The following is a 22715-nucleotide window of genomic DNA, read 5'->3' as shown; positions in this document are numbered from 1 at the left end:
TATGGCAACAAACGTAAATCGATCTGTTGTGGCGGTCTTCGTGATGGTGGTTGTAATCGCGTTGGCCGGCTGTGCTAATAACCCCAATCAACGGGCTGGCATCGGTGGTGGTGCGGGCGCGCTGCTGGGTGGGCTGATTGGCTCGCAACTAGGCGATCACGGGACACGCAACGCTGCGATCGGAGCAGCATTGGGTGGCTTGGCCGGTGGCGGCGTCGGCCATTACATGGACAAGCAAAAGCGTGAGCTCGATAGAAAGCTAAAAGCCGAACGCGAGCAGCGGCAGTTGGATGTCCAGCGGCTGCAAAACGGCGCATTGAAGATCGGCGTCGCCAGCGACGTGACGTTTGCCGTGGATAAATCCACGCTTAACCAGCGCGCCCAGCAGATCTTTTCCAAGATCGCGTCGGTTATGCGGGATTACCAAAAAACAGCCGTGCATGTGGTCGGGTTTACGGATAGCACGGGCAACAAACAACACAATCTCGAGTTATCTCGCGATCGCTCCCGGTCGGTTTCGCAGTTTCTGGTCAATCACGGCGTGAAAGGACAGCGCGTTCTGACGTGGGGCCGCGGCGAGTCGCAGCCGGTCGCTACCAACAGGACCAAAGCGGGGCGGGCGCAAAATCGCCGCGTTGCCATCATCATCAAACCGATCGTCAAAGGTCGCAAGAAACAGGCCTTCAGCGAGCCGCCGCCGTTGGGTCAGCGGTAACCCCAGAGCGAGCTGGCTGCCAACATGGGTCGATCGTCGACCCCGGTGTCGCTGATTGGCGGGGTCCACGCTGTTATGGCCGCGTTGCAAGGACGCCGGCCGGTCTATCGCGTGTGGCGCTTGGCCAGCGCCACACGCGACAACGATGCCCTGGAGCAGGAGCTGGCTGCACACGGTCTGTCGGCCGAACCCATCGAGCGTTCGGAGCTTGATCGTCGGCTGCCAAATATCGCGCATCAAGGCGTTGCCGCGGAAATCGCGGCACCCGAGGCGATCGATGAACAGGCGCTGGCCGAGACCATCGCGTTGGCGGGCTCAACAAGTCTGGTGCTCGCACTCGATCAGATCCAGGATCCGCATAATCTGGGTGCTTGCCTGCGCAGTGCGGCGGCCGCCGGTGTCGACGCTGTTATAGCGCCACGCCGACAGGCGGTCGGACTAACGTCGAGTGCGATCAAGGTTGCAGCCGGCGGCGCCGAATATGTGCCGTTCGCACGCGTCACTAATTTGGCGCGAACGCTGACTTGGCTACAGGACGCCGGTTATTTTTCAACCGGTCTCGAGGGCGAGGCGCCATCGTCGATCGATACGTTGGATCTCGGTGGTCGGCACGTGATTGTGGCTGGCGGCGAAGCAGATGGTTTGCGCCGGCGGACCACGGACTGTTGCGACCGACTTGGATCGATCCCGTTGTGTGGTTCGATCGAGAGTTTGAATGTGTCGGTCGCCGTCGGGGTCGCTCTGTTCGAAGCGCGACGGCAGCAGCGTCAGGGCGGGTAATTTTTGCCTTTGCGTTGGTAGGCGTTAAAGGCTTACAATGCCGGGCTACCTTGCTCTACGGCTATTTGGCAAGCCGGGGGCATTCACCACAAGGAACAAGCCATGCGACATTATGAACTAGTGTTTCTGGTCCATCCGGATCAGAGCGAACAAGTGCCCGCGATGGTCGAGAAGTATCGCTCCATCGTCGAGGCCGAAGGCGGTCAGATTCATCGCCACGAAGACTGGGGTCGGCGTCAGCTCGCGTACCCGATCAACAAGATCCACAAAGCGCACTATGTGCTGATGAACTTCGAATGCACGCAGGATGCGCGTGAGCAGCTCGAAGATGCGTTTCGTTTCAACGACGCGGTGCTTCGTCACCTGATCGTCGCCCGGCACAAGGCCGATACCGATCCGTCGCCGCTCGCCAAGAAGTCCGACGAGCGCAAGGCCGAAACCGAATAAGCGCCGGTCGCGAGACCGTCACCGAATCCAGCAAGGAGCCCCATCATGGCCCGATTCTTTCGTCGTCGTCGCTACTGTCGATTCACCGCCGCCGGTGTGGAAGAAATCGACTACAAAGACATCGAAACTCTCAAGCAATACGTCACCGACACCGGCAAAATCGTGCCGAGCCGGATCACCGGCACGGCGTCGGTCTATCAGCGCCAGCTGTCGACCGCTGTCAAACGCGCGCGATTCCTGGCATTGTTGCCGTACACTGACCGTCACTCGTCGTAAGGTCACGTCATGAAAGTCATTCTGCTACAGAAGGTCCGTAATCTCGGCGATCTTGGCGATACCGCCGATGTTAAGCCCGGGTTTGGTCGGAACTATTTGATTCCGCGCGGCATTGCACTGCCGGCGACCAAGGCCAATATCGAAACGTTCGAACAGCGCAAATCCGAACTGAAGCAAGCCTCGGATGACCGTCGTCATCAGGCCGAGCTGCGCGCTGATCAGTTGCGTGGCCGTGAATTCGTCATCGCCATGCGGGCCAGTGATGAAGGCAAGTTGTTTGGCTCGGTCGGGCCACAGGAAATCGCCTCCAAAATCACCGAAGAAAGCGCATCGGTCGATGCCCGGGAAGTGCTTCTGACCGAAGGTAATCTCCGGTTGACTGGCGAGTACACGGCGAATCTGGAACTCCACGCCGACGTCGAGACCGAGGTGACGATTGTGGTCGCCCAGCTGACCGACATGGGCATCAACATGCCGCGCCGCGGCACGAGTTCTGAAGAGGCGGAGACCGAAGAGGCTGCCGCCGAATCGGACGATGCGGGCGCCGTGGAAGGCGACGCATCGAACGACGAGCGCGAAACGTCGTAAACGATGTAAGATGCCAGGCCGCGACCGCCGACTATTTAGCTGTCGGCGGTCGCGGTGGTTCCGGTGTATAAACGATCCCTGGATTGTTGGCGACACATGAACGTGTGCTTCGCTGGTGAACAAGGATTGACGGCTCGAGCGCTGCGGCCATGACCGAAGGCAAGCTACCTCCGCATTCGATCGATGCCGAGCAGTCGGTCATCGGCGGCTTACTGTTATCCCAACATGCTTGGGACGACATCGCCGGAACGCTTTTCGAAAACGATTTCTACCGTGAAGATCATCGGCTGCTGTTCCGCGGTTTAGCGGATCTGGTCAACGATGATCAGCCACGGGATCTGGTCACGCTGACCGAGTGGCTCCGTAGCCGCGATCTGCTCGAAAAAGCCGGTGGTGCGACCTACATCGGCAATCTGGTTACCGAAATACCGGGTGCGGCCAATATCCGCGCCTATGCCGATATCGTCCGCCAGCGCTCGCTCATGCGGCAGCTCATTCGCGCGGGCGATTTGATCACCGGCTTGGGGTTTGACAACACCGGCCGTGAAGCCGATGAATTGGTTTCGGCTGCCGAGCAGGAACTGTTTGCGGTCGCCGAGCACGGCCGTCAGGCCGAAGATGGCCCACGGGGGTTGAACGATCTGCTTACTCAGGCAGTCGAGACGATCGGCGAGTTGGTTCAACAGGAAGGTGAGTTTACTGGCTTGCCGACCGGGTTGGACCGCTTCGATCAACTGACCAACGGTCTGCAACCTTCCGATCTTTTGATTCTGGCCGGACGTCCGTCGATGGGTAAGACGGCGTTTGCCATGAATATCGTCGAGAACGTTGCGATCAAACAGAAAACGCCCGTTGCGGTATTTTCGCTCGAAATGTCGGCCGAGCAGATCGTGATGCGTATGATTTCGTCATGGGGCCGGGTCGACCAAGCCAACCTCCGTTCGGGTAACTTAACCGAAGACGACTGGGCTAAGATCACCTCGGCGGTCGGCATCATGAACGAAAATGCGCGACTGTTTGTTGACGACACGCCGGCGTTATCGCCCAACGAGCTGCGTTCACGTGCCCGACGTCTGAAGCGCGAAAACGATATCGGGCTGATTGTCGTCGACTATTTGCAGCTCATGCAGGTGCCAGGAACGGCCGAGAACCGAACCAATGAGATATCGGAAATCTCACGCCAACTCAAGGCGCTAGCTAAAGAACTTAATGTCACGGTTATTGCGTTGTCGCAGCTCAACCGTCAGGTCGAGCAGCGCGAGGACCGGCGCCCCCGGATGTCAGACCTGCGTGAGTCGGGCGGTATTGAACAGGATGCTGACGTTATCGCGTTTGTTTATCGCGACGAGGTTTATAACGAAGACAGCAACGACAAAGGCGTCGCGGAAATCGTTATTGGCAAGCAGCGTAACGGGCCTACCGGCACGGCGCGCACTGCATTTTTGTCACACTATACTCGTTTCGAGAATCTGCAGGATCGATACGACGAGGAGTTTATTGGATGAGCGCGCGGGCCCGCGCGGTCGTCGATACGGCTGCGCTTGATCATAATCTGCGGCGGGTGCGTGAGCTCGCACCGACGTCACGCGTGTTTGCCGCGGTTAAGGCGGACGGCTACGGCCATGGCAGCGTGGCTGTGGCAACCGCGCTCGCTGCCGATGGGTTTGCGGTCGCCAGCCTCGACGAAGCGCTGCGGCTTCGGTTGGCCGGGGTCACCGAGCCGATCATGACGTTATCGCAGCCGCTGGACGCAGCGGTGCTCGCTGAGGCGTCGGCCCAAAATATCCAACCGGTCGCTTATGGTCCATGCCAGGTCGAGGCATTGGCGCAATACAGTGGCACGCCGCTTGCGGCTTGGCTGAAAATCGATAGTGGCATGCACCGCCTCGGTGTGGCCGCGGACGAGGCCGGCGCATTGGCCGACCGACTCGCCACCGCGCCCGGGGTTGAAGACCTGGGGTTTCTCACGCACTTGGCTTGCGCGGACGATCCGGGTGATCCGATGAGTGATCGCCAGCTCACTTGTTTTTCCGATGCCGTTGGTCAGCGTGCTGGTCAGCGCTCAATCGCCAATTCGGCTGCGGTGCTGACTCGCCCGTCGGCCCATGCCGATGTGGTTCGCCCCGGCATCATGCTCTACGGTAGTTCGCCATTGAACGATCATTCGGCTGCCGAACTCGGCCTGCGTGGTGTGATGCAACTCACGGCACCGATTATTAACCGACACCGCGTGGCGGCTGGCGAACCGATCGGTTATGGGGCGCAGTTTGTCGCCGAGCGCGATACCGAGATCGCGGTCGTCGGGATCGGTTATGGCGATGGCTATCCGCGCCATGCGCCGTCCGGCACCCCGGTTATGGTCGGCGGTCATCGCTGTCCGCTGGCAGGTCGGGTTTCGATGGACATGATTACCGTCGACGTCACCGATGCGCCGACGGCGGAGATCGGCGACGTGGCTACACTCTGGGGACCGGATTTACCGGCCGACGAGATTGCGACGGCCGCCGGCACCATCGCTTACGAGTTGTTCTGTCGTCTAACGCCGCGCGTCGAGTTCGGGGCTATTTGAACGCGCGATAAGCGTGTCACGGCGATGGCTAAATCGAAAACGGTGTTCGTTTGTGAGTCTTGCGGCGCGACGCAGCCGAAGTGGGCCGGGCAGTGCGCTGACTGTGGCGCCTGGAACACGCTAGTCGAAAGCGTGGCGCCGACGCCCGCGACACCCAAACGTGGTGTCGATCCGGCAGCGGCTTACGACGGCGCGCCGTCCGGTGTCCAGAAACTCGGCAATATCAGCTCGAGTGAGGTCACGCGCACATCGATCGGCATGTCCGAACTCGACCGTGTGCTGGGTGGCGGGCTTGTGCCGGGGTCGGTGATCCTGATTGGTGGCGATCCGGGCATCGGCAAATCCACGCTGTTGCTGCAAGTACTGGCCGGGTTGTCGAACGAACTGCCTGCGCTCTACGACACGGGCGAAGAATCACTGGAGCAGGTGCGCCTGCGGGCCGAGCGGCTCGGCGTGGCCGATGCTGATCTGGGGTTGCTGGCCGAGACCTGCGTCGAGCGCATTCTGGCGTTGGCCAAACCGCAAGCGCCGAAATTGCTGGTTGTCGACTCTATCCAGACCGTGTTTACCGAGGCGTTGACCAGTGCGCCGGGGAATGTGGCCCAACTGCGCGAGTGCGCCTCGATGTTGGCACGCTTCGCCAAGGCGACGGGTACAGCGCTGATTCTAGTCGGGCATGTGACTAAGGAAGGCTCGATCGCTGGACCACGTGTTCTAGAGCATATGGTCGATACGGTGCTGTACTTCGAGTCCGAGCAAAGTAGTCGCTTCCGGGTCGTGCGTTCGATCAAGAACCGCTTTGGTGCAGTCAATGAACTCGGCGTGTTTGCGATGGCGCAATCAGGCCTAAAACAAGTCAAAAATCCGTCCGCAATATTCCTGTCGCGTCATGAGCAGCCCGTGCCGGGCAGTGTAATCATGGTCGCGCGCGAGGGATCGCGCCCGATGCTGGTAGAAGTGCAGGCACTGGTCGACGGCTCGCAGTTACACAATCCGCGCCGTGTCGCACTTGGGCCGGATGGTCAGCGTTTGGCGATGCTGCTGGCAGTGCTGCACCGCCACGGCGGTATCGGTCTCGGCGACCAGGATGTGTTTGTCAACGTCGTTGGTGGCATGCGTGTAACCGAGACCGCGGCTGATCTGGCGGTGGTATTGGCCGCGCTGTCGAGTTTCCGTGACCGCGCGATCGGTCAGTACGACGTCATTTGTGGCGAGATTGGGCTGGCGGGTGAAATTCGGCCTGTGCCGGGTGGCGAAGAACGCTTGGCCGAGGCGGCCAAACACGGCTTCAAACGGGCGATCGTGCCAAGCGCTAATGCACCGAAATCACGCCGGGTGGGCGATATGGAAGTCGTCGCTGTCGGACGGTTGTCGGAGGCTATCGACGCGATCAAATGACAGAGTGCTAGTAGTCAGCGCCCGTGGCTGGTCTAGTCGTTTGTTTGGCTCGTCGGTGGCCGGATTCGCACCGTTTTTACGCGCCGTGCCCGCGTCTGTGCGACGTGGACATCGTAGCCGTCGATATTGAGATGGGTGCCGGCGCGCGGTATTGATTCCAAGCGCTCGGTAATCAAGCCATTCAGCGTCCGCGGCCCGTCTTCTGGTAATTGCCAGTGCATCGTTCGGTTTAGCGTGCGTATAGCAACCGTGCCTTCGACCAGAGATGTGTTGTGGCCTTCGTTTTTGACATGACGGGTCTGAGTCGCGGGGTCGGTGGTGAACTCGCCGACAATTTCCTCGAGAATGTCTTCAAGTGTGATCAGACCCTGGATGTCGCCGTACTCGTCGACCAAGAAGCCGATCCGGCGTCGCTCGTTCTGAAACTTTAAAAGCTGGTGGTTCAGTGGTGTGCCGGCGGGCACAAAATAGGGATCGCTCGCGAGGTCGAGTAGGCTCTCGCGCGTCATGCTGTGATTGATGATCAGCCCTAGCACGCGACGCATGTGGAGCATGCCTTTCAGCGAATCGATGGAGCCGTCGTAGATCGGCAGCCGGGTGTGCTGATTAGCGGCGACCTGTTCGACGATCTCATCCCAGGGTTTGCTGATGTCGATACCGATGATCTCGTTACGCGGGATCATGATGTCGTCGACCTCGGCATTTTCCATATCGAGTATCGACAACAGCATGTTCTGGTGTCGGTGCGGAATGACTGCGCCGGCTTCGGAGACGACGGTGCGCAATTCCTCAGAAGATAGTGAATGGGGCGCAGCGTCCTTGGCGCTAACGCCGAACCCTCGGAGTATGCCGTTACAGGCCGTGTTGATAATCCAGACCAGTGGCCAGACGCCATGTTGGAGCGGCGTCAAAATATAGGAGGCCGGATAGGCGATGCGTTCGGGGTGCAGCGCAGCCAGTGTCTTGGGTGTTACTTCGCTGAAGATCAGGACGATGACCGTCAATACGACGGTTGCGACCACGACGCCGGCATCGCCGAACAGCCGGATGCCGATAACAGTGGCAACCGCCGATGCGGCGATGTTGACGAGATTGTTGCCGAGCAGGATGAGCCCGATCAGCCGGTCCGGTCGTTCCAGTAAGGCATCGGCGCGCCGCGCGCCGCCATGGCCCTGGCGCACCAAATGTCTCAGCCGGTACCGGTTGATCGACATCAGCGCGGTTTCGGTGCTCGACGTCGCGGCTGATAGCACGATCAGTCCGACGAGGATGGTAAAAAGTAGGGGGGTTGAGAATGCTTCCACGTTCTGACGTCGTCAGCGTTATTGATTGGTTGGCCCGCGGCTGTAACGCGATTTTAATGCCATGGCGGTTGATAGGGCCGCGTGGGTGTGTGTTGCCGCTGGGCTGTGTTTATCTAGTTGGTGACAGTTATTCGCCATTTTTAATGTTGCCAGGCGAACGCCTGTCGGTATCGCTTCAGTATAATGTCGCCAGCTTACCAACACTGATCGATTCCAAGTATGTTCGACAGCCTGAGTGACCGCCTCAATAGCACGTTTCAGGCCGTCCGCGGGCGTGGCCGACTGACCGAGGACAATATCCAGGCCACACTGCGTGAAGTGCGGATGGCGTTACTGGAAGCTGATGTCGCACTGTCCGTGGTCAAGGATTTCGTAGCGCGCGTACGCGAGCGCGCGGTCGGCAGCGAAGTCACCACGAGTGTTACGCCCGGTCAGGCGCTGGTCAAGGTCGTTAACGACGAGCTCACCGAAGTTCTTGGCAGCACCAACAGCGAACTGAATCTGCGCGTCAAGCCACCCGCGGTCATCTTGATGGCCGGGCTTCAGGGGTCGGGTAAGACCACGACCACCGGCAAGCTCGCCGCCCATTTGAAGCAGACGGGCAAAAAATCGGTGTTGGTTACTTCAACCGACGTGTATCGCCCCGCGGCGATCGACCAGTTGGAACAAGTTGCCAGCGACGTAGGTGTGGATTTCCACCCGAGCAAATCGAGTCAGAAACCCAAAAAGATAGCGGCCGAAGCGCGTGAAGCTGCGCGCAAAGGGTTGTACGACGTACTAATCGTCGATACGGCGGGTCGGCTTGGCATCGATGATGCCATGATGACCGAGATCTCGACGCTGAACGAGACTGTCGAGCCAGCCGAGACACTGTTCGTGGTCGACTCGATGACCGGGCAGGACGCCGCGAATACCGCTCGAGCGTTTGGCGATGCGCTACCGCTGACTGGCGTGGTGCTGACCAAGGTGGATGGCGATGCGCGTGGCGGCGCGGCATTGTCGGCGCGCCAGATTACGGGGCGGCCGATCAAGTTCATGGGTACCGGCGAAAAGCTGGATGCCCTCGAGCCGTTCTATCCCGATCGCGTTGCGTCGCGCATATTGGGCATGGGCGACGTCGTGTCGTTGGTCGAAGATGCCGAACAACAAGTTGATCAGGACAAGGCCGAGAAGCTCGCGAAAAAGCTCAAAAAAGGCAAGGGCTTTGATCTGGATGACATGGCCGAGCAACTGCGGCAAATGCAGCAGATGGGCGGCATCAATGCGTTGATGGAAAAAATGCCGGCGGGCGCGCAGATGCCGAAAGGCATGGCGGGTGCGGCGGACGACAAACAAGTCGGGCGCATGCTGGCGATGGTCAGTTCCATGACGCCGCGTGAAAAAGCCTATCCGGATCTGATTCGAGCTTCGCGTAAGCGGCGTATTGCCGCCGGCTCGGGGACCGAGGTCCAGGATATTAATCGGCTACTCAAACAGCATCAGCAGATGAAAAAAATGATGAAAAAATTCTCCAAGGGCGGCATGAACAAGATGATGCGCGCCATGCAGGGGCAAATGCAGGGCTCGGGTGGCCCGCCCGACATGGGTCGCTAAACATGTGTCTAACGTCCGGATGTGCCATCTGCGATTAATGATGTGCCGGCGTGACAGCGGGCCATGTATTGGCGCAAACGTCTGGGCGTGCCTGGCGACGGCTATGGAGGTTTGAGTCGTCGTTAAAAACCGGTATACTATGCGGTTTAAGGGCAGATTATCCGTGTCCGGACAAGCATCCGAATTCTATGGTCCGAATTAGATTGGCGCGCGCTGGCGCGAAAAAGAAACCGTTTTACCGCATCGTCGTTTCGTCGAAGCGAAGTGGGCGTGATGGTGGTTTCGTCGATCGGCTGGGTTTTTTGAACCCGGTGGCGGTTGGTCAGGAAACTCCGCTGCGTATCGACACTGAAAAAGTCGATTACTGGGTCGCGCGTGGCGCGTCGATGTCCAAGCGCGTCGAGGAACTGGTCAAGTTCTATCATCGCCACGGCGAAGGCGAGTCCGAAAAACGTGCTTCGCCATCGGTGAGCAGCGAGAAGGCGGGCAGTCAATCGCAGCCGGTGCCGGAATCGGCGAGCGATAAAGCCGAATAAGGTACTTCGCCGGTGGTCGATCGGCCCGTGGCAATGGGGCGGATCACCGGCCTGTTCGGAATTTCAGGGTGGGTCAAGGTTTATTCCTTTACCGACCCCATTGATAATCTTATTGACTACTCGCCCTGGCTGCTGGGCAATGATCTTGGCGAGCGCGCGCTTCTCGATGCGCGGCGCCAGGGTAAGACGCTGATTGCGCAGCTAACCGCTGAAGATGGCCAAGCGATTTGTAGTCGTGATGCGGCGGCCGGATTGGTCGGCGCGGATATCACGGTGGATCGCAGCCAAATGCCGCCGCTGCCAAAAGATCAATATTACTGGTGCGACCTGATCGGTTCGGCGGTGGTCAATCGGCAGCGCGTGCAACTCGGTCGCGTGGTTAACATGTTGGAAACCGGCGCACATGATGTGTTGGTTCTCGAAGGTGAGCGCGAGCGCTTGATTCCGTTTGCACCGGGGCAGACCGTCGACCATGTCGATCCTGACTTGGGTCGTATTGATGTCGATTGGCCCGACGACGCCTGACATTGCGTTTCGACGTCGTCACGCTTTTCCCGGAATGGGTGCAGCAACTCGAGCATTACGGCGTCGTCGGTCGGGCGCTGCGCGAGGAACGTCTGGAACTGGCGACCTGGAATCCACGCGATTATGGCGCCCGCGACGACGGCCGGGTCGATGACCGACCGTTCGGTGGTGGCCCGGGCATGGTGCTCCAGGTCGAACCGCTGGCGCAGACGCTAGAAGCCGTCGAGCAATCGCACGGCCAACCGCAACAGCCCGTCATACTGCTTGCGCCCGATGGTGAGCGCTTCAACCAGGCCTGGGCTGCTTCGCTTGCCGAACGCGGGGCTGCGACGCTGGTGTGTGGGCGTTACCAGGGTGTCGACCAACGCTTTATCGACCGCTATGTCGACGCCAGTGTGTCGATTGGTGATTTCGTGTTGTCCGGCGGTGAGCTGCCGGCGATGATGATGATCGATGCAGCGGCACGTCTGACGCCCGGTGTGCTCGGCGATCCAGCTTCGACTGCGGCCGAATCCTTCACCGAAGGGCGGCTTGATGCGCCGTACTATACGCGGCCGGCGACCGAACACGTGCCGTCCGCGCTACTATCGGGCGATCACGCGCGCATTGCGCGCTGGCGCTTGAAGCAGGCACTCGGTGCGACCTGGTTGAAGCGTCCGGATTTACTGGATCAGCTCGCGCTGGATGCCGAGAAACAGCGGTTATTAGCCGAATTTATCCATGAGTATTCGCCGAATCACGGTAAAGATTGCGGCGACGCGTGATAAATTGATCGTTTCCTAGAGACTCAGCGCCTAATTGTCGGTTACAATAGCGCGCTTAATTAGGCGTAGTTTGCCGAGCGTATTTCGAATAAACGCGGAAGGTGTGGTGTGAGTAATATCGTCGACGAAATCGAAGCAGAACAGATCAGTGGCAAGACCGTGCCGGATTTTTCCGCTGGCGATACCGTACTCGTTCAGGTTCGGGTGACCGAAGGCAGCCGTGAGCGGCTGCAACCGTTCGAGGGTGTGGTCATCGGCAAACGGAACCGAGGTATAAACTCGGCTTTCACGGTTCGAAAGACGTCGCATGGCGTGGGCATCGAACGGGTGTTTCAGACGTATTCGCCTGGTATTGCCGAAATCAAGATCCAGCGCCGCGGTGATGTCCGACAGTCGAAGCTGTACTATCTGCGCGGCCGGACCGGCAAGGCGGCCCGTATTCGCGAAAAGGTCTAGCTGCCGACCGAAAGTTGAAAAAAGACCCGCTTTGGCGGGTCTTTTTTATGGTCGGAGATCTTTAACGTCGTCAGCCGGCGTGGCGCGTTTGCTGCGCGTCGGCCGCCGGTTCAGCGCTGGCCTCGTCGGCTAGTGCCTCGAGGTATTTTTCCGCATCGAGGGCCGCCATACAGCCAGTGCCTGCGGAGGTTACGGCTTGGCGATAGACATGATCCATGACATCGCCGGCTGCAAACACGCCCGGTGTGCTGGTTGCGGTGGCGTTGCCATCCAGGCCGCTCTGTGTGCGGATGTAACCGCCGGCCATGTCGAGCTGATCGACGAACAAATCTGTATTCGGTTTGTGGCCGATGGCGATGAATACACCGGCGACATCGAGCTGTTGTGTTTGGCCGGTCGGTTTGTGCTTGAGTCTGGCGCCGGTCACGCCCATGGCGTCACCTAGAACCTCGTCGAGCTCGTGGTCCCAGACGATCGAGACTTTGCCTTCGGCTTCGCGCGCCAAAAGTTTGTCCACTAGGATCTTGTCGCCGCGGAATTGGTCGCGTCGGTGCACAACCGTTACGTGTGCGGCTAGATTGGCTAGATAAAGCGCTTCCTCGAGCGCGGTATTACCACCGCCGATCACGGCGACGTTCTGGTTTTTATAGAAAAAGCCATCACAGGTTGCGCAGGCGGAGACGCCTTTGCCCATGAACGTGGATTCCGAGTCGAGACCGAGATACTGGGCGGTTGCGCCGGTGGCGATGATCAGGGCATCACAGGTGTAGACCGCACGTTCACCGGTTAGCTGATACGGGCGACCCGATAGCTCCACCGCTTGGATATGGTCGAATATGATTTCGGTCTCGAACCGTTCGGCGTGTTTCTGCATCCGGTCCATGAGCCCCGGGCCTTGTAATCCGTCGACGTCGCCGGGCCAGTTGTCGACATCGGTGGTCGTCATGAGCTGGCCGCCTTGCTCCATACCGGTTATGACAACTGGTTCGAGCCCGGCGCGCGCCGCGTAGATAGCAGCCGTGTAGCCGGCCGGACCCGAGCCGAGGATGATTAGGCGATGATGGGATTGTGTGTCGCTGGCCATAGTCAATGCGTTGTTGGCGGCGGTAGCCGATAACGTGTGGCATTCGGCCCCCGGATTCAAGTCGCAATACGGCCAACGAGCCGCTAGACTGGTCTAGCACGGCGATTTCAGGAAATCGTCCGGTTCAGCATATCCAAGGATTTACCCGCATGTTTGGCAAACTGCTCGTGATTGTCTGGCGCACGTTAACTAGTCTTGCTGCACTTGCGCTGTTGGCGATTTTCATCGTCGTGCCGCTGGTCGTCTATTTTGGTGTGTTCCACCAACCGGCGCCGCAGGTAAGCGCAAACTCGGCGTTAGTCGTGCGGCCGACTGGGTCGCTCGTCGAGCAAGCGCCTAGCGGTGTTAAATCCGTGCTGCATCAAAAACTGAGCGCCGGCGACGGCGCGACAGTCGTTTCAAACCTGATCGCAGCGATCGATGAGGCGCGTCGCGACGACCATATCAAGAAGCTTTATTTACGGCTCGATCGTCTCAACGGTGCCGAACCAGGCCAGCTTCAGGACATCACGCGGGCCATCAACCGTTTCGGCCAATCCGGCAAAAAAGTCATCGCCTGGGCCGATAACTACAACCAGGCACGCTATGCGCTTGCTAGCCAGGCTGACCAGGTCGTTCTCGATCCGATGGGCCAAGTTACGTTGCCGGGTTATGCCGTTTATCGCAATTATTTTGCCGAGGCCGTGGACAAACTCGGCATCAAGATCCATGTCTTTCGCCACGGTAAGTACAAATCGTTTGCCGAGCCGTTGATGCGCAGCGATATGTCGCCGGCGGCCAAGGAGGCCAACAAAGCCTGGACTGGCTCTCTCTGGCAGATCTATCGCGAACTTGTCAGTGCCAAGCGGCCGTACGATGCGGCTGCTGTTAAACAATATGCTGATAACTATGCCGATAAATTTGCCGAATTGGATGGCAATGGCGCCCAACTCGCGCGTCAAAGCGGGCTGGTGGACCAACTGAAAATGTGGTCCGAAGTCGCCGGTCAATTGGCAACATCGCACAGCGGTAATGGTGACAAGCTGAAAGCGATTGGCGCCGACAGTTATCTGGCCGCCGTGAATGCTCGGCAATCGTCGCAGACAAACGCCGAAATCACACGGATTGTAGTTGCCGGCGATATCGCCAGCGGTCGTAAAAATCCCAATAGCGCGAACAGCCGCACCATCACACGCTTGTTCCACACCGCGCGCGCCGACGATGATGTGGCGGCTGTGTTGCTGCGTGTCAACTCACCTGGTGGTGGTATCAACGCGAGTGAGTCGATTCGGCGCCAGGTTGTGAAAACACAAGCCGCTGGCAAGCCCGTGGTGGTATCAATGGGGGGCAAGGCCGCGTCGGGTGGTTACTGGATTTCCATGAATGCCGACCAGATATGGGCCGAGCCGTCGACCATCACGGGATCGATCGGCGTGTTCGGGCTCATACCGACTGCCAGCAAGCCCTTGCATGAACTGGGTATTAAGGCCGATGGCGTCGGAACAACGCCGCTGTCCGGTTTGTTGCGGAAGAACCACCCACTGACCGATCGCGGTCGCAAAATCATGCAGTCGGATATTGATTATGCTTACCAACAGTTCGTGACCAAGGTCGCCAAGGCGCGCGATCTGTCACGTTCCAAGGTGCATACCAACGCCCAAGGGCGTGTTTGGACGGGCCGTGCGGCGAAAAGAATCGGGCTGGTCGATCACCTCGGTGGCCCGGTCCAAGCAACGCAGGCGCTGGCCAAGCTGGCAGATTTGAAATCCGGTCAATATCGGGTGCGTACAATCCAGCCGCCATCGTCTCTGGATATGGCGGTCCAGAACTTCCTGTCGACGCATATCCAGGCCGACATATTGCCCGGCTGGCTCATCCAGGCAAAACAAGGCAGCACCGCTGGTTGGCTAAAACATCATTTGAATGACCCGAAGGGTCGCTACGCCCGCTGTTTCTGTCGTGTGAGCCAGGCCGGCCTCGACTGACCCCGAGGGTAAGCAGTATGGGTTTGCTGATTGACGGCGTTTGGTATGAGCAGGGCTACGATACGGCCTCGAGCGGCGGTCGCTTCGTGCGTGAGTCGCCAGGGTATCGACGTTGGGTTTCGGCCGAAGCCGGCGCCGAGTTTCCGGTAGCCGCGGGCCGTTACCGGCTTTACGTGTCACTGGCCTGTCCGTGGGCGCATCGCGCGTTGATTATGCGGCGCTTGAAAGGGCTGGTCGACGCGATCGATGTCGTTGTTGTTGATCCGGTCATGGGCGAGGGCGGATGGTGCTTTGTCGATGCGCCGGGGACGGACATCGAGCCAGGTTATGGGTTTGAGTTTCTGCACCAGCTCTATCAGAAAGCCGACCCTGGCTATACCGGACGCGTGACGACACCCACGCTGTGGGACACCGAACGTGAGACGATTGTATCCAACGAATCCGCCGATATTGTCCGGATGTTCAACGCGGCGTTTGATGCCGTTGCCGGGCATCCGGAGCGCGATTATTACCCGGTGGACCTGCGTGTGGCGATCGACGAGCTCAATGCGCCAATCTACGAGCATGTGAATAACGGTGTCTACAAAACAGGATTCGCTACCACGCAGGCGGCCTATGAAGATGCCTTCGAGCAAGTCTTTGGCACACTCGATTGGTTGGATAACCGGCTCGCCACGCAGCGTTATCTGGTCGGCGGTCGGCTGACCGAAGCCGACTGGCGGTTGTTTGCCACGCTGGTTCGGTTCGACGCTGTCTATTTCAGCCACTTCAAGTGCAATCGCCGTCGGATAGCCGATTACACCAATTTATCCGGTTATCTGCGCGAGCTGTATCAGCACCCTGGTGTGGCCGAGACGGTCGCGTTTGACCATATCAAAACGCACTACTATCGCAGTCACCCGTCGATCAATGCCAATGGCATCGTGCCCAAGGGGCCGGAGTTGGCGCTTACTGCCGCGCCTGGACGTACTCACTTGCCAGCCAACGAATAATGGCTCGAAAACCTATGAAAACCGCTACTCGACTGGCCCACGCTGGCCGTGATCCGTCATCGCAACACGGTATGGTCAATCCGCCCGTGTATCACGCCTCGACCGTGTTATTCGACTCGCTCGACCAGCTTGAGGCATCCAGCGCCGATCCGTTCGCTGGCATTCACTACGGCCGTAACGGCACCCCGGTTCAGTTCCAGTTCGAGAACGCGGTCGCCGAGCTCGAAGGCGCTTATGGTGCGGTCGCGACCTGCTCTGGGTTGGCCGCGATCACGGTCGCGCTTTTCTCCGTGGTCGAGGCGGGCGCCCATGTGCTCGTCGCCGATAATGTTTATGGCCCGACGCGCAAGCTGTGTGAATCGGTCCTGCGTCCACTCGGTGTAACGACCGAGTATTTCGATCCGCTCATTGGCCCCGACGCGCTGGCGGCACACATGACCGAACAGACATGTGCGTTGTTCTTGGAAGCGCCGGGCTCGTTGACCTTAGAAATCAGTGACATACCGGCGCTGGCCGACGTGGCGCACGCACATGGCGTCAGTGTTTTGGCCGACAACACCTGGGCGACGCCGCTATATTTCCGCGGCCCGGACCACGGTGTGGATATTTCCATACACGCTGCGACTAAATACCTCGTCGGCCATGCCGATGCCATGCTCGGTGTGATCAACTGTGACGAGGCGCACTACATGCCAGTGCGACGCACGATGGCATTGCATGGCTACTGCGCCGGCCCCGACGATATCTACCTTGGCCTCCGAGGCCTGCGGACACTTGGCCAGCGGCTGCCGGGACATTGGCAAAACAGTCTTCGGTTGGCTGACTGGTTGGCCGAGCAACCGGGCGTGACCCGTGTCATTCATCCAGCACGCGCCGATCACCCACAGCATGCGCTCTGGCAACGCGATTTTGCTGGCGCGACGGGTCTTTTCGCATGCCAGTTGGCGCCCACCAGTCGCGATCAGTTAACTGCCTTGGTCGACCATCTCGAGTTGTTCGGGATGGGTTTTTCCTGGGGTGGTTACGAAAGCCTGATTTTGCCGGTTACGCCCAACGACACCCGCACGGCCACAGCCTGGGATGACAGCGGGCCGACCCTTCGGGTGCATGCCGGTCTTGAAGATATTGACGATTTGATTGCCGATCTCGCCGCCGGATTTGAGCGAATGCAACGAGCCTAGGTTGAGTGACGTGCCGTCAGCCGGCGAATTGGAGCGATAGGTTGGCGGCGCGCACGTGTTTGGTTAAACCGCCGAGCGACACTTGATCGACGCCTGTATCCGCGATTTCGCGCACGTTGGCCAAATCGATATCGCCTGATGCTTCGATCAACAGTTGCTGACGAAAACGGCGTCGGTGCGCATCGGCTTTGTTGACGGCCCGTGTCAGTAAATGAGTCGGGAAGTTATCCAGCAGCACGCCGTCGACGCCGGCTGACAGGGCTTCATCGAGTTGTTCGATAGTCTCGACTTCGACCTGGAGAAACAAGTCGGGCGCGTTCGCCCGCGCCCGGGCCACCGCCGTGGCGATCGAGCCAATGGCTGCCAGATGATTCTCCTTTATAAGATATGCATCGAACTGGCCGAAACGGTGATTACGCCCGCCGCCACAGACGACCGCGTATTTCTGGGCGCTTCGAAGGCCGGGCAAGGTTTTGCGCGTATCGACAATAGCCGTGCCTGTTCCAGCCACGCGGTCGACGTAGTCGCGTGTGTTATTGGCGACCCCGGTAAGGAGTTGCAGGAAATTCAGCGCCGTGCGCTCGCCCGATAACAATGCTCGCGTGGGCCCGGTGAGCGTGCACAGTATTGTGTCGCTAGTGGCACGCGCGCCGTCGGACACATGCCAGTCAATCGTGACGTTATCGGTAAGTTGCGTGAACACGGTGTTGACCCAGGCAGCGCCGGCAACAATCGCGGCCTCTTGGGTGATAATACGCGCTTTGGTTTGTGCGGGATCTTCGATTAACGCCGCGTTACGATCATGCTCGCCGAGGTCTTCGGCCAGTGCTTGGGCGACTGTATCGCCGAGGTCGGTTGGAAGCGCTTGCTGATGCGAGTCGGTCATTGCACTGTTCCTAGACAGGTCAGACGCAGGCCGGCAAATACGTGCCAGCGCGTCGGCGGATAGAAATGATGAAAACTCGGGCGCCGGCTGTCGTGGTCGGTCAACGCGCTAGCTCCGCGGGCGTAGCGTGCGGATGGTGGCGCCCGGCTGTGGCGATAAGTTGCCGGCCATGACGGCGCGTCGACGCGTGCCATGGGGCCGGAGGCGCCTGCGGCTGCACACTCAGGCCGCGTTTCGGGGCGAGACTGGGTGGTCGAGCTCCACGACTTCGTTATGGGGCATCGGTGTCCAGCCGCTGCTTTGATCAAAGGCCTCGGACGCGATTACGGCGCCGCCGGACCAATTACGGTTGAGATAAAGCGATGGTGCCGGCGCGTTCACAGCATTGCGGATCGCGGCTAGTTGGGTGCCGTCGGTGACGATGAAATTCAGCAGTGCGCGAACATCGTCGCCCAGCTCGGGCATCCAAGCGACCACTTGATCGTGCATTGCGCGTAGCCGATCGGCAAGCGAGCCGGTTTGCTGACGGAAGAGGGCGAACAGGTATTCGGAGTCGGTGCTGCCGTTGATCTCTGCGAGCATCGCTGGCTCGAGTGCGGCGCTCACGCGCGCTCGCAGTGTGTGCGCAAAGCGATCGACGAAACCATTGTGGACGAACAATACCTCGTCGCTGATAAATGGTTGGGTGTTGGCGTAATCGGTGCCGAGCCCTGGCGTCGCACTGCGCACGTTGGTTACCCAGGTGTGGGCGTACAGGCTGCGCCCGAGCGCGTCGACGTTGGCGTCGGACCAGATCGGAAGCGTATTGCGATAGGCCGCTGGCTGGCCAGACTCGTCAAACCATCCCGTGCCCCAGCCATCGGCATTGACCGTGGCATCGCCCATTTCACGCGCGTCCCATGCTTGGCGCGCGATGCTGTGTGCTGGCTCGGTCAGAAAACGATCAAGTCGACACGGCTCACCAAGATAGGCGGCGATTCGGCACATGGCGTCTGGTCACGATTGATGGGCTTGCTCGAATGGTACGCGCCGCGACATCAATACCCAAGCGCGCTGTATCGGCTTGTTACGAACACTTAGTTAGCGTTAAAACGGTGCAGGCCGTGATACGCGTTTAGTCGGCAAGCAACTCCAGTAGCAGTGCTTTTTGCGCATGCAGCCGGTTTTCGGCTTGATCCCAGACCACGCTCTGCGGGCCGTCGATGACGGCGGCGGCAACCTCTTCGTCGCGATGGGCCGGCAGACAATGCATAAAAAGTGCATCGGCTTTGGCTTCGGTCATAACTGCGTTGTCGACCTGAAATCCACCGAATTCGGCCAATCGTTTTTGGTATTCGGCCTCATCGCCCATGCTGGCCCAGACGTCGGTTGTCACCACGTCGGCGCCGCGCGCGGCCTCGGCTGCCGAGTTACAGAGTGTGACCACGTCGCCGGCGGCTTCAACTGATGCTGGGTCCGGTTGGTAGCCCGGCGGTGTGGCAATACGTAGATTGAAATTGGCCAATCGCGCCGCCGTCATATACGACCGGCACATATTGTTGTCGTCACCGATCCAAGCGACCGTACGCCCAGCGAGATCGCCACAGTGTTCGGTTAGCGTCAGCATGTCGGCCAGCAACTGACAAGGATGTGCGCGGTCGGTTAGCCCATTGATAACGGGCACAGTCGCCGCGGCGGCGAAGTTTTCAAGCACGTCGTGGTCGTGGTTGCGAATCATGACCGCGTCGACCATCCGCGATAGTGTGCGAGCGGTATCACCGGCTGATTCACCACGCCCGACCTGCGTATCGGCCGGCGACAGGAAGATTGCATGGCCGCCGAGTTGGGTCATGCCGGCTTCGAAAGACACACGTGTCCGGGTCGATGCTTTTTCGAACAACATAGCCAACGAACGCCCGGGCAATGGCGGCGATTGATGCGACGTGCCTGCACGTTTGTCGGCAAGTGCACGCTCGATGACGCGTCGAATGCCGTTGGCACCGAGATCGTTTAGCGTTAGTAGGTGTCTTGGTTGTGTTGTCATGACGAACGCTTTATACCGGGCGGCAAAATAAACGGCCCCGCCGAAGTGCCTGCGGCGGGGCCGTTTACCGGAACTCGAAACTATATCAGGCGCTGGTCTCGAATCGTTTGGCGGCGCCGTCCCAGTCGACGACGTTCCAGAATGCTTCGAGATACTCGGGCTTACGATTCTGATATTTCAGGTAGTAAGCGTGTTCCCACATGTCGATGCCCATGATCGGCAGGTTCGAGGCCTCCGGGACAACATCCATGATTGGGTTGTCCTGGTTCGGAGTCGACACGATTTTGAGCTGACCGCCTTCGGGTACCAGCCACACAAAGCCAGATCCGAAAAGCGTTGTCGCGGCGTTGGTGAACTGTTCCTTGAAGGCGTCGAAGGAACCGAAGCTCGCATTCATTGCTTCGCCCAGTTTGCCCGAAGGTTGGCCGCCACCGTTCGGCGACATGAATTGCCAGAACAGATTGTGGTTTAGGTAACCGCCGCCCTGGTTGCGGATCGCCGGACCATGTTGGCCGGCCTTCGCCAGGATGGTCTCGAGGTCTTGATCCTCGAGCTCGGTGCCCTTGATAGCGTTCTGAAACTTGGTCAGATACGTATTGTGGTGTTTGTCGTGATGGAGCTCCATCGTGCGCCCGTCGATGTAGGGCTCGAGCGCGTCGTAATCATAGGGCAGGTCAGGGAGTTCGAATGCCATAGCAAATCCTTTGGAGTAGTTTCCAATGTCTCGCTTGAGAACGGGTGGGGATGTTTGCGGTCCGATTCAAGTATCGGCGATACACCCCTACGTGGTTGTTCGGGTGGACACAGTATTACATGTTTCAAGATATAATATCGGGTTAATGATTCAGGCAATAGGTAGGTCGAAATGAGCGCTGAAGCCATGCAGATCCTCAAGCAAGAAGTCGAGAACAATCCGGTCGTGCTGTATATGAAAGGCACGCCCGATTTCCCACAGTGTGGTTTTTCCGCACGCAGCGCCGAAGCGCTTAAGGCGGTCGGTGCACCTTTCAAAGCGGTCAATGTGTTTGATGATGAGGAGGTCTATCGCCAAGGCGTTAAGACGTTTTCGAACTGGCCGACCATCCCGCAACTATTCATCAATGGTGAGTTGGTCGGTGGTTCCGACATTATCGTTGATCTGTTTCAGTCGGGTGAACTGAAAACGATGGTCGAAAGCGCGACGGCCCAGTAAAGCGTAGTAGCGCGACCGCGCATCACATTCCTCGGTGGCGGTGGCCGATTCCGGCGCCGCCCGATTTTTTTAGACAGGAGCTCCGTAAATGGCTTATCAACACGTGCAGATACCCGAAAGCGGTGAAAAAATCAGCGTCCAAGGTGATAGCTTCAGTGTGCCGGATAATCCGGTTCTCGGTTATGTCGAAGGCGACGGTATCGGGCCAGATATCACCAGCGCTTGTCTGCGTGTGTGGGATGCGGCTGTCGAGCGTGCTTATGGTGGTAAGCGTCGCATCCATTGGGCTGAGCTCTATATGGGTGAAAAAGCTGCCGGCGTTTACGACGGCGACTACTTCCCCGAAGAGACGCTGGAGGCCATCAAGGATCTGACCGTTGCCATCAAGGGGCCGCTAACAACGCCTGTCGGCAAAGGGTTTCGTTCGCTCAACGTCGCGCTACGCCAGTCGCTCGATCTGTATGCCTGTGTCCGACCAGTACGTTACTACACTGGCGTGCCGTCGCCCTTGGCGGAGCCGGAAAAAGTCGATGTCGTGTTTTTCCGTGAGAACACTGAAGATGTCTACGCCGGTCTCGAATGGCAATCGGGCACCGATGAGAACAAGAAACTCGCGAAGTTTCTACGTGAAGAGATGGATTCGGATTTCTTTGAAGACGCGGGTTTAGGCGTCAAACCGATCTCCGAATTTGGCAGCAAGCGCTTAGTACGTAAGTCTATCCAATACGCGATCGACAACGGGCGCGAGTCGGTCACCCTTGTCCACAAAGGCAACATCATGAAGTTCACGGAAGGGGCCTTCCGTACCTGGGGCTATGAGGTTGCCGCCGAAGAGTTCGGTGATATAACCATTACTGAGGACGAGCTCTGGTCGCAGTATGATGGCAAGCGGCCCGAAGGCAAGATCGTGATCAAGGATCGCATTGCCGACATCATGTTCCAGCTGATGTTGCTTCGGCCCGAGGACTTCGACGTGGTTGCCACCATGAATCTGAACGGCGATTATCTGTCCGACGCAGCCGCGGCCGAAGTCGGCGGTGTCGGTATTGCGCCGGGTGCCAACATGACTGACAACGTCGCTGTATTCGAGGCGACCCACGGCACCGCACCGAAATACGCCGACCAGGACAAGGTTAATCCGGGCAGTCTGCTGTTTTCCGGCGTCAACATGTTGGAGTATCTCGGCTGGCCGGAAGCGGCAAACCAGATCAACCAGGCGTACGAAAAAGTCTTAGCCGATAAGGTCGTGACTTATGATTTCGCGCGCAACATGAGTGGCGCCAAGGAAGTTGGGACCAGTCAGTTCGCCGATGCACTGATCGACAAGATCCAGTCTGGCGCGGCGGATTGATTTCGGCACCCGTTCCATTCCGGTTGTTTTAGCGGTCCACAAAGGCCACGCGTTCGCGTGGCCTTTTTTCATGGCCGAACCCGCGTTCAGG

General features: G+C 58.9%; 25 protein-coding genes. 18 read left to right on the top strand and 7 right to left on the bottom strand.

Going from position 1 to position 22715, the window contains the following annotated elements; all coding sequences use genetic code 11:
* Nucleotide 1 precedes the first annotated feature (1 nt).
* From HKX41_03535 to radA, 8 genes are all read left to right on the top strand, one after another.
* Nucleotides 2-715, top strand: coding sequence for an OmpA family protein (locus HKX41_03535; protein NNC23227.1), 714 nt, complete (start codon nucleotides 2-4; stop codon nucleotides 713-715).
* Between the two features lie 24 nt (nucleotides 716-739).
* Entirely contained in the window at nucleotides 740-1495 is a 756-nt protein-coding gene (gene rlmB, locus HKX41_03530; protein ID NNC23226.1) for a 23S rRNA (guanosine(2251)-2'-O)-methyltransferase RlmB, read from the top strand.
* 102 nt (nucleotides 1496-1597) lie between these two features.
* Nucleotides 1598-1942 (top strand): 30S ribosomal protein S6, encoded by a 345-nt coding sequence (rpsF, locus tag HKX41_03525; protein NNC23225.1) that lies wholly within the window; start codon nucleotides 1598-1600, stop codon nucleotides 1940-1942.
* Between the two features lie 45 nt (nucleotides 1943-1987).
* Nucleotides 1988-2218 carry a 30S ribosomal protein S18 gene (gene rpsR / locus HKX41_03520; protein ID NNC23224.1) on the top strand — a complete coding sequence of 77 codons (231 nt, stop codon included), beginning with the start codon at nucleotides 1988-1990 and terminating at the stop codon, nucleotides 2216-2218.
* Nucleotides 2219-2227: 9 nt separating this feature from the next.
* Complete coding sequence (gene rplI, locus HKX41_03515) at nucleotides 2228-2806, top strand: 50S ribosomal protein L9 (GenBank protein NNC23223.1); 579 nt, start codon at nucleotides 2228-2230, stop codon at nucleotides 2804-2806.
* A gap of 149 nt (nucleotides 2807-2955) precedes the next feature.
* Nucleotides 2956-4311, top strand: a complete 1356-nt coding sequence (dnaB, locus tag HKX41_03510) for a replicative DNA helicase (GenBank protein NNC23222.1) — start codon at nucleotides 2956-2958, stop codon at nucleotides 4309-4311.
* The gene (gene alr / locus HKX41_03505; GenBank protein ID NNC23221.1) at nucleotides 4308-5375 is read left to right on the top strand and encodes an alanine racemase; all 1068 of its coding nucleotides are present in this window, start codon (nucleotides 4308-4310) and stop codon (nucleotides 5373-5375) included. The genes dnaB and alr overlap by 4 nt, the downstream gene beginning before the upstream one ends.
* Nucleotides 5376-5399: 24 nt before the next feature.
* Nucleotides 5400-6773, top strand: coding sequence for a DNA repair protein RadA (gene radA, locus HKX41_03500; protein NNC23220.1), 1374 nt, complete (start codon nucleotides 5400-5402; stop codon nucleotides 6771-6773).
* A 32-nt stretch (nucleotides 6774-6805) separates the two neighbouring features.
* Here the strand turns inward: radA and HKX41_03495 are convergent, their stop codons facing one another.
* Nucleotides 6806-8077: an HlyC/CorC family transporter gene (locus HKX41_03495; protein ID NNC23219.1), complete on the bottom strand. Its 1272-nt coding sequence runs from the start codon at nucleotides 8075-8077 to the stop codon at nucleotides 6806-6808.
* A 219-nt stretch (nucleotides 8078-8296) separates the two neighbouring features.
* Between HKX41_03495 and ffh the strand changes: the two genes are divergently transcribed.
* The 5 genes from ffh to rplS all read left to right on the top strand — a co-directional run bounded on the left by ffh (nucleotide 8297) and on the right by rplS (nucleotide 11951).
* Entirely contained in the window at nucleotides 8297-9670 is a 1374-nt protein-coding gene (gene ffh / locus HKX41_03490; protein NNC23218.1) for a signal recognition particle protein, read from the top strand.
* 188 nt (nucleotides 9671-9858) lie between these two features.
* Entirely contained in the window at nucleotides 9859-10206 is a 348-nt protein-coding gene (rpsP, locus tag HKX41_03485) for a 30S ribosomal protein S16 (protein ID NNC23217.1), read from the top strand.
* A 33-nt stretch (nucleotides 10207-10239) separates the two neighbouring features.
* Nucleotides 10240-10731, top strand: coding sequence for a 16S rRNA processing protein RimM (rimM, locus tag HKX41_03480; protein ID NNC23216.1), 492 nt, complete (start codon nucleotides 10240-10242; stop codon nucleotides 10729-10731).
* A gap of 2 nt (nucleotides 10732-10733) precedes the next feature.
* Nucleotides 10734-11495, top strand: a complete 762-nt coding sequence (gene trmD / locus HKX41_03475; GenBank protein NNC23215.1) for a tRNA (guanosine(37)-N1)-methyltransferase TrmD — start codon at nucleotides 10734-10736, stop codon at nucleotides 11493-11495.
* Nucleotides 11496-11603: 108 nt separating this feature from the next.
* Nucleotides 11604-11951 (top strand): 50S ribosomal protein L19, encoded by a 348-nt coding sequence (rplS, locus tag HKX41_03470; protein NNC23214.1) that lies wholly within the window; start codon nucleotides 11604-11606, stop codon nucleotides 11949-11951.
* A 70-nt stretch (nucleotides 11952-12021) separates the two neighbouring features.
* On the opposite strand, the gene trxB is transcribed toward rplS, so the two are convergent.
* Nucleotides 12022-13035, bottom strand: coding sequence for a thioredoxin-disulfide reductase (gene trxB, locus HKX41_03465; protein ID NNC23213.1), 1014 nt, complete (start codon nucleotides 13033-13035; stop codon nucleotides 12022-12024).
* Between the two features lie 149 nt (nucleotides 13036-13184).
* On the opposite strand from trxB, the gene sppA reads away from it, so the two are divergent.
* From sppA to metC, 3 genes are read left to right on the top strand one after another with little or no spacing between them, the layout of a single operon-like run.
* Complete coding sequence (gene sppA / locus HKX41_03460; protein ID NNC23212.1) at nucleotides 13185-14999, top strand: signal peptide peptidase SppA; 1815 nt, start codon at nucleotides 13185-13187, stop codon at nucleotides 14997-14999.
* 17 nt (nucleotides 15000-15016) lie between these two features.
* Nucleotides 15017-15991, top strand: coding sequence for a glutathione S-transferase family protein (locus tag HKX41_03455; GenBank protein ID NNC23211.1), 975 nt, complete (start codon nucleotides 15017-15019; stop codon nucleotides 15989-15991).
* A 14-nt stretch (nucleotides 15992-16005) separates the two neighbouring features.
* Nucleotides 16006-17172 (top strand): cystathionine beta-lyase, encoded by a 1167-nt coding sequence (metC, locus tag HKX41_03450; protein NNC23210.1) that lies wholly within the window; start codon nucleotides 16006-16008, stop codon nucleotides 17170-17172.
* A 16-nt stretch (nucleotides 17173-17188) separates the two neighbouring features.
* On the opposite strand, the gene nadC is transcribed toward metC, so the two are convergent.
* The 5 genes from nadC to HKX41_03425 all read right to left on the bottom strand — a co-directional run bounded on the left by nadC (nucleotide 17189) and on the right by HKX41_03425 (nucleotide 20775).
* A complete protein-coding gene (gene nadC, locus HKX41_03445) occupies nucleotides 17189-18058 on the bottom strand; it encodes a carboxylating nicotinate-nucleotide diphosphorylase (protein ID NNC23209.1) in 870 nt (289 codons plus the stop codon).
* The gene (locus HKX41_03440; protein NNC23208.1) at nucleotides 18055-18252 is read right to left on the bottom strand and encodes a hypothetical protein; all 198 of its coding nucleotides are present in this window, start codon (nucleotides 18250-18252) and stop codon (nucleotides 18055-18057) included. Before HKX41_03440 ends, nadC begins: the two co-directional genes overlap by 4 nt.
* A gap of 28 nt (nucleotides 18253-18280) precedes the next feature.
* Nucleotides 18281-19045 carry an ergothioneine biosynthesis protein EgtC gene (gene egtC / locus HKX41_03435; protein ID NNC23207.1) on the bottom strand — a complete coding sequence of 255 codons (765 nt, stop codon included), beginning with the start codon at nucleotides 19043-19045 and terminating at the stop codon, nucleotides 18281-18283.
* Between the two features lie 127 nt (nucleotides 19046-19172).
* A complete protein-coding gene (argF, locus tag HKX41_03430; GenBank protein NNC23206.1) occupies nucleotides 19173-20081 on the bottom strand; it encodes an ornithine carbamoyltransferase in 909 nt (302 codons plus the stop codon).
* Nucleotides 20082-20166: 85 nt separating this feature from the next.
* Nucleotides 20167-20775 (bottom strand): superoxide dismutase, encoded by a 609-nt coding sequence (locus HKX41_03425; protein NNC23205.1) that lies wholly within the window; start codon nucleotides 20773-20775, stop codon nucleotides 20167-20169.
* A gap of 186 nt (nucleotides 20776-20961) precedes the next feature.
* Here HKX41_03425 and grxD point away from each other — a divergent pair, with 186 nt between their 5' ends.
* Together grxD and icd are read left to right on the top strand one after the other, a co-directional pair.
* Nucleotides 20962-21273 (top strand): Grx4 family monothiol glutaredoxin, encoded by a 312-nt coding sequence (gene grxD, locus HKX41_03420; GenBank protein ID NNC23204.1) that lies wholly within the window; start codon nucleotides 20962-20964, stop codon nucleotides 21271-21273.
* Between the two features lie 88 nt (nucleotides 21274-21361).
* The gene (gene icd / locus HKX41_03415; GenBank protein NNC23203.1) at nucleotides 21362-22624 is read left to right on the top strand and encodes an isocitrate dehydrogenase (NADP(+)); all 1263 of its coding nucleotides are present in this window, start codon (nucleotides 21362-21364) and stop codon (nucleotides 22622-22624) included.
* Nucleotides 22625-22715: the final 91 nt, after the last annotated feature.

The sequence above is a fragment of the Salifodinibacter halophilus genome (assembly GCA_012999515.1).
GTDB lineage: Bacteria > Pseudomonadota > Gammaproteobacteria > Nevskiales > Salinisphaeraceae > Salifodinibacter > Salifodinibacter halophilus.
This window is presented reverse-complemented; position numbering and strand designations above follow the sequence as displayed.

Bases quoted from the DNA above. Each gene is read 5' to 3' on its own strand.
- HKX41_03535 (NNC23227.1), top strand. From the start codon at position 2: ATGGCAACAAACGTAAATCGATCTGTTGTGGCGGTCTTCGTGATGGTG.
- rlmB (NNC23226.1), top strand. From the start codon at position 740: ATGGGTCGATCGTCGACCCCGGTGTCGCTGATTGGCGGGGTCCACGCT.
- rpsF (NNC23225.1), top strand. From the start codon at position 1,598: ATGCGACATTATGAACTAGTGTTTCTGGTCCATCCGGATCAGAGCGAA.
- rpsR (NNC23224.1), top strand. From the start codon at position 1,988: ATGGCCCGATTCTTTCGTCGTCGTCGCTACTGTCGATTCACCGCCGCC.
- rplI (NNC23223.1), top strand. From the start codon at position 2,228: ATGAAAGTCATTCTGCTACAGAAGGTCCGTAATCTCGGCGATCTTGGC.
- dnaB (NNC23222.1), top strand. From the start codon at position 2,956: ATGACCGAAGGCAAGCTACCTCCGCATTCGATCGATGCCGAGCAGTCG.
- alr (NNC23221.1), top strand. From the start codon at position 4,308: ATGAGCGCGCGGGCCCGCGCGGTCGTCGATACGGCTGCGCTTGATCAT.
- radA (NNC23220.1), top strand. From the start codon at position 5,400: ATGGCTAAATCGAAAACGGTGTTCGTTTGTGAGTCTTGCGGCGCGACG.
- ffh (NNC23218.1), top strand. From the start codon at position 8,297: ATGTTCGACAGCCTGAGTGACCGCCTCAATAGCACGTTTCAGGCCGTC.
- rpsP (NNC23217.1), top strand. From the start codon at position 9,859: ATGGTCCGAATTAGATTGGCGCGCGCTGGCGCGAAAAAGAAACCGTTT.
- rimM (NNC23216.1), top strand. From the start codon at position 10,240: ATGGGGCGGATCACCGGCCTGTTCGGAATTTCAGGGTGGGTCAAGGTT.
- trxB (NNC23213.1), bottom strand. From the start codon at position 13,035: ATGGCCAGCGACACACAATCCCATCATCGCCTAATCATCCTCGGCTCG.
- sppA (NNC23212.1), top strand. From the start codon at position 13,185: ATGTTTGGCAAACTGCTCGTGATTGTCTGGCGCACGTTAACTAGTCTT.
- HKX41_03455 (NNC23211.1), top strand. From the start codon at position 15,017: ATGGGTTTGCTGATTGACGGCGTTTGGTATGAGCAGGGCTACGATACG.
- metC (NNC23210.1), top strand. From the start codon at position 16,006: ATGAAAACCGCTACTCGACTGGCCCACGCTGGCCGTGATCCGTCATCG.
- nadC (NNC23209.1), bottom strand. From the start codon at position 18,058: ATGACCGACTCGCATCAGCAAGCGCTTCCAACCGACCTCGGCGATACA.
- HKX41_03440 (NNC23208.1), bottom strand. From the start codon at position 18,252: ATGGCACGCGTCGACGCGCCGTCATGGCCGGCAACTTATCGCCACAGC.
- egtC (NNC23207.1), bottom strand. From the start codon at position 19,045: ATGTGCCGAATCGCCGCCTATCTTGGTGAGCCGTGTCGACTTGATCGT.
- argF (NNC23206.1), bottom strand. From the start codon at position 20,081: ATGACAACACAACCAAGACACCTACTAACGCTAAACGATCTCGGTGCC.
- HKX41_03425 (NNC23205.1), bottom strand. From the start codon at position 20,775: ATGGCATTCGAACTCCCTGACCTGCCCTATGATTACGACGCGCTCGAG.
- grxD (NNC23204.1), top strand. From the start codon at position 20,962: ATGCAGATCCTCAAGCAAGAAGTCGAGAACAATCCGGTCGTGCTGTAT.
- icd (NNC23203.1), top strand. From the start codon at position 21,362: ATGGCTTATCAACACGTGCAGATACCCGAAAGCGGTGAAAAAATCAGC.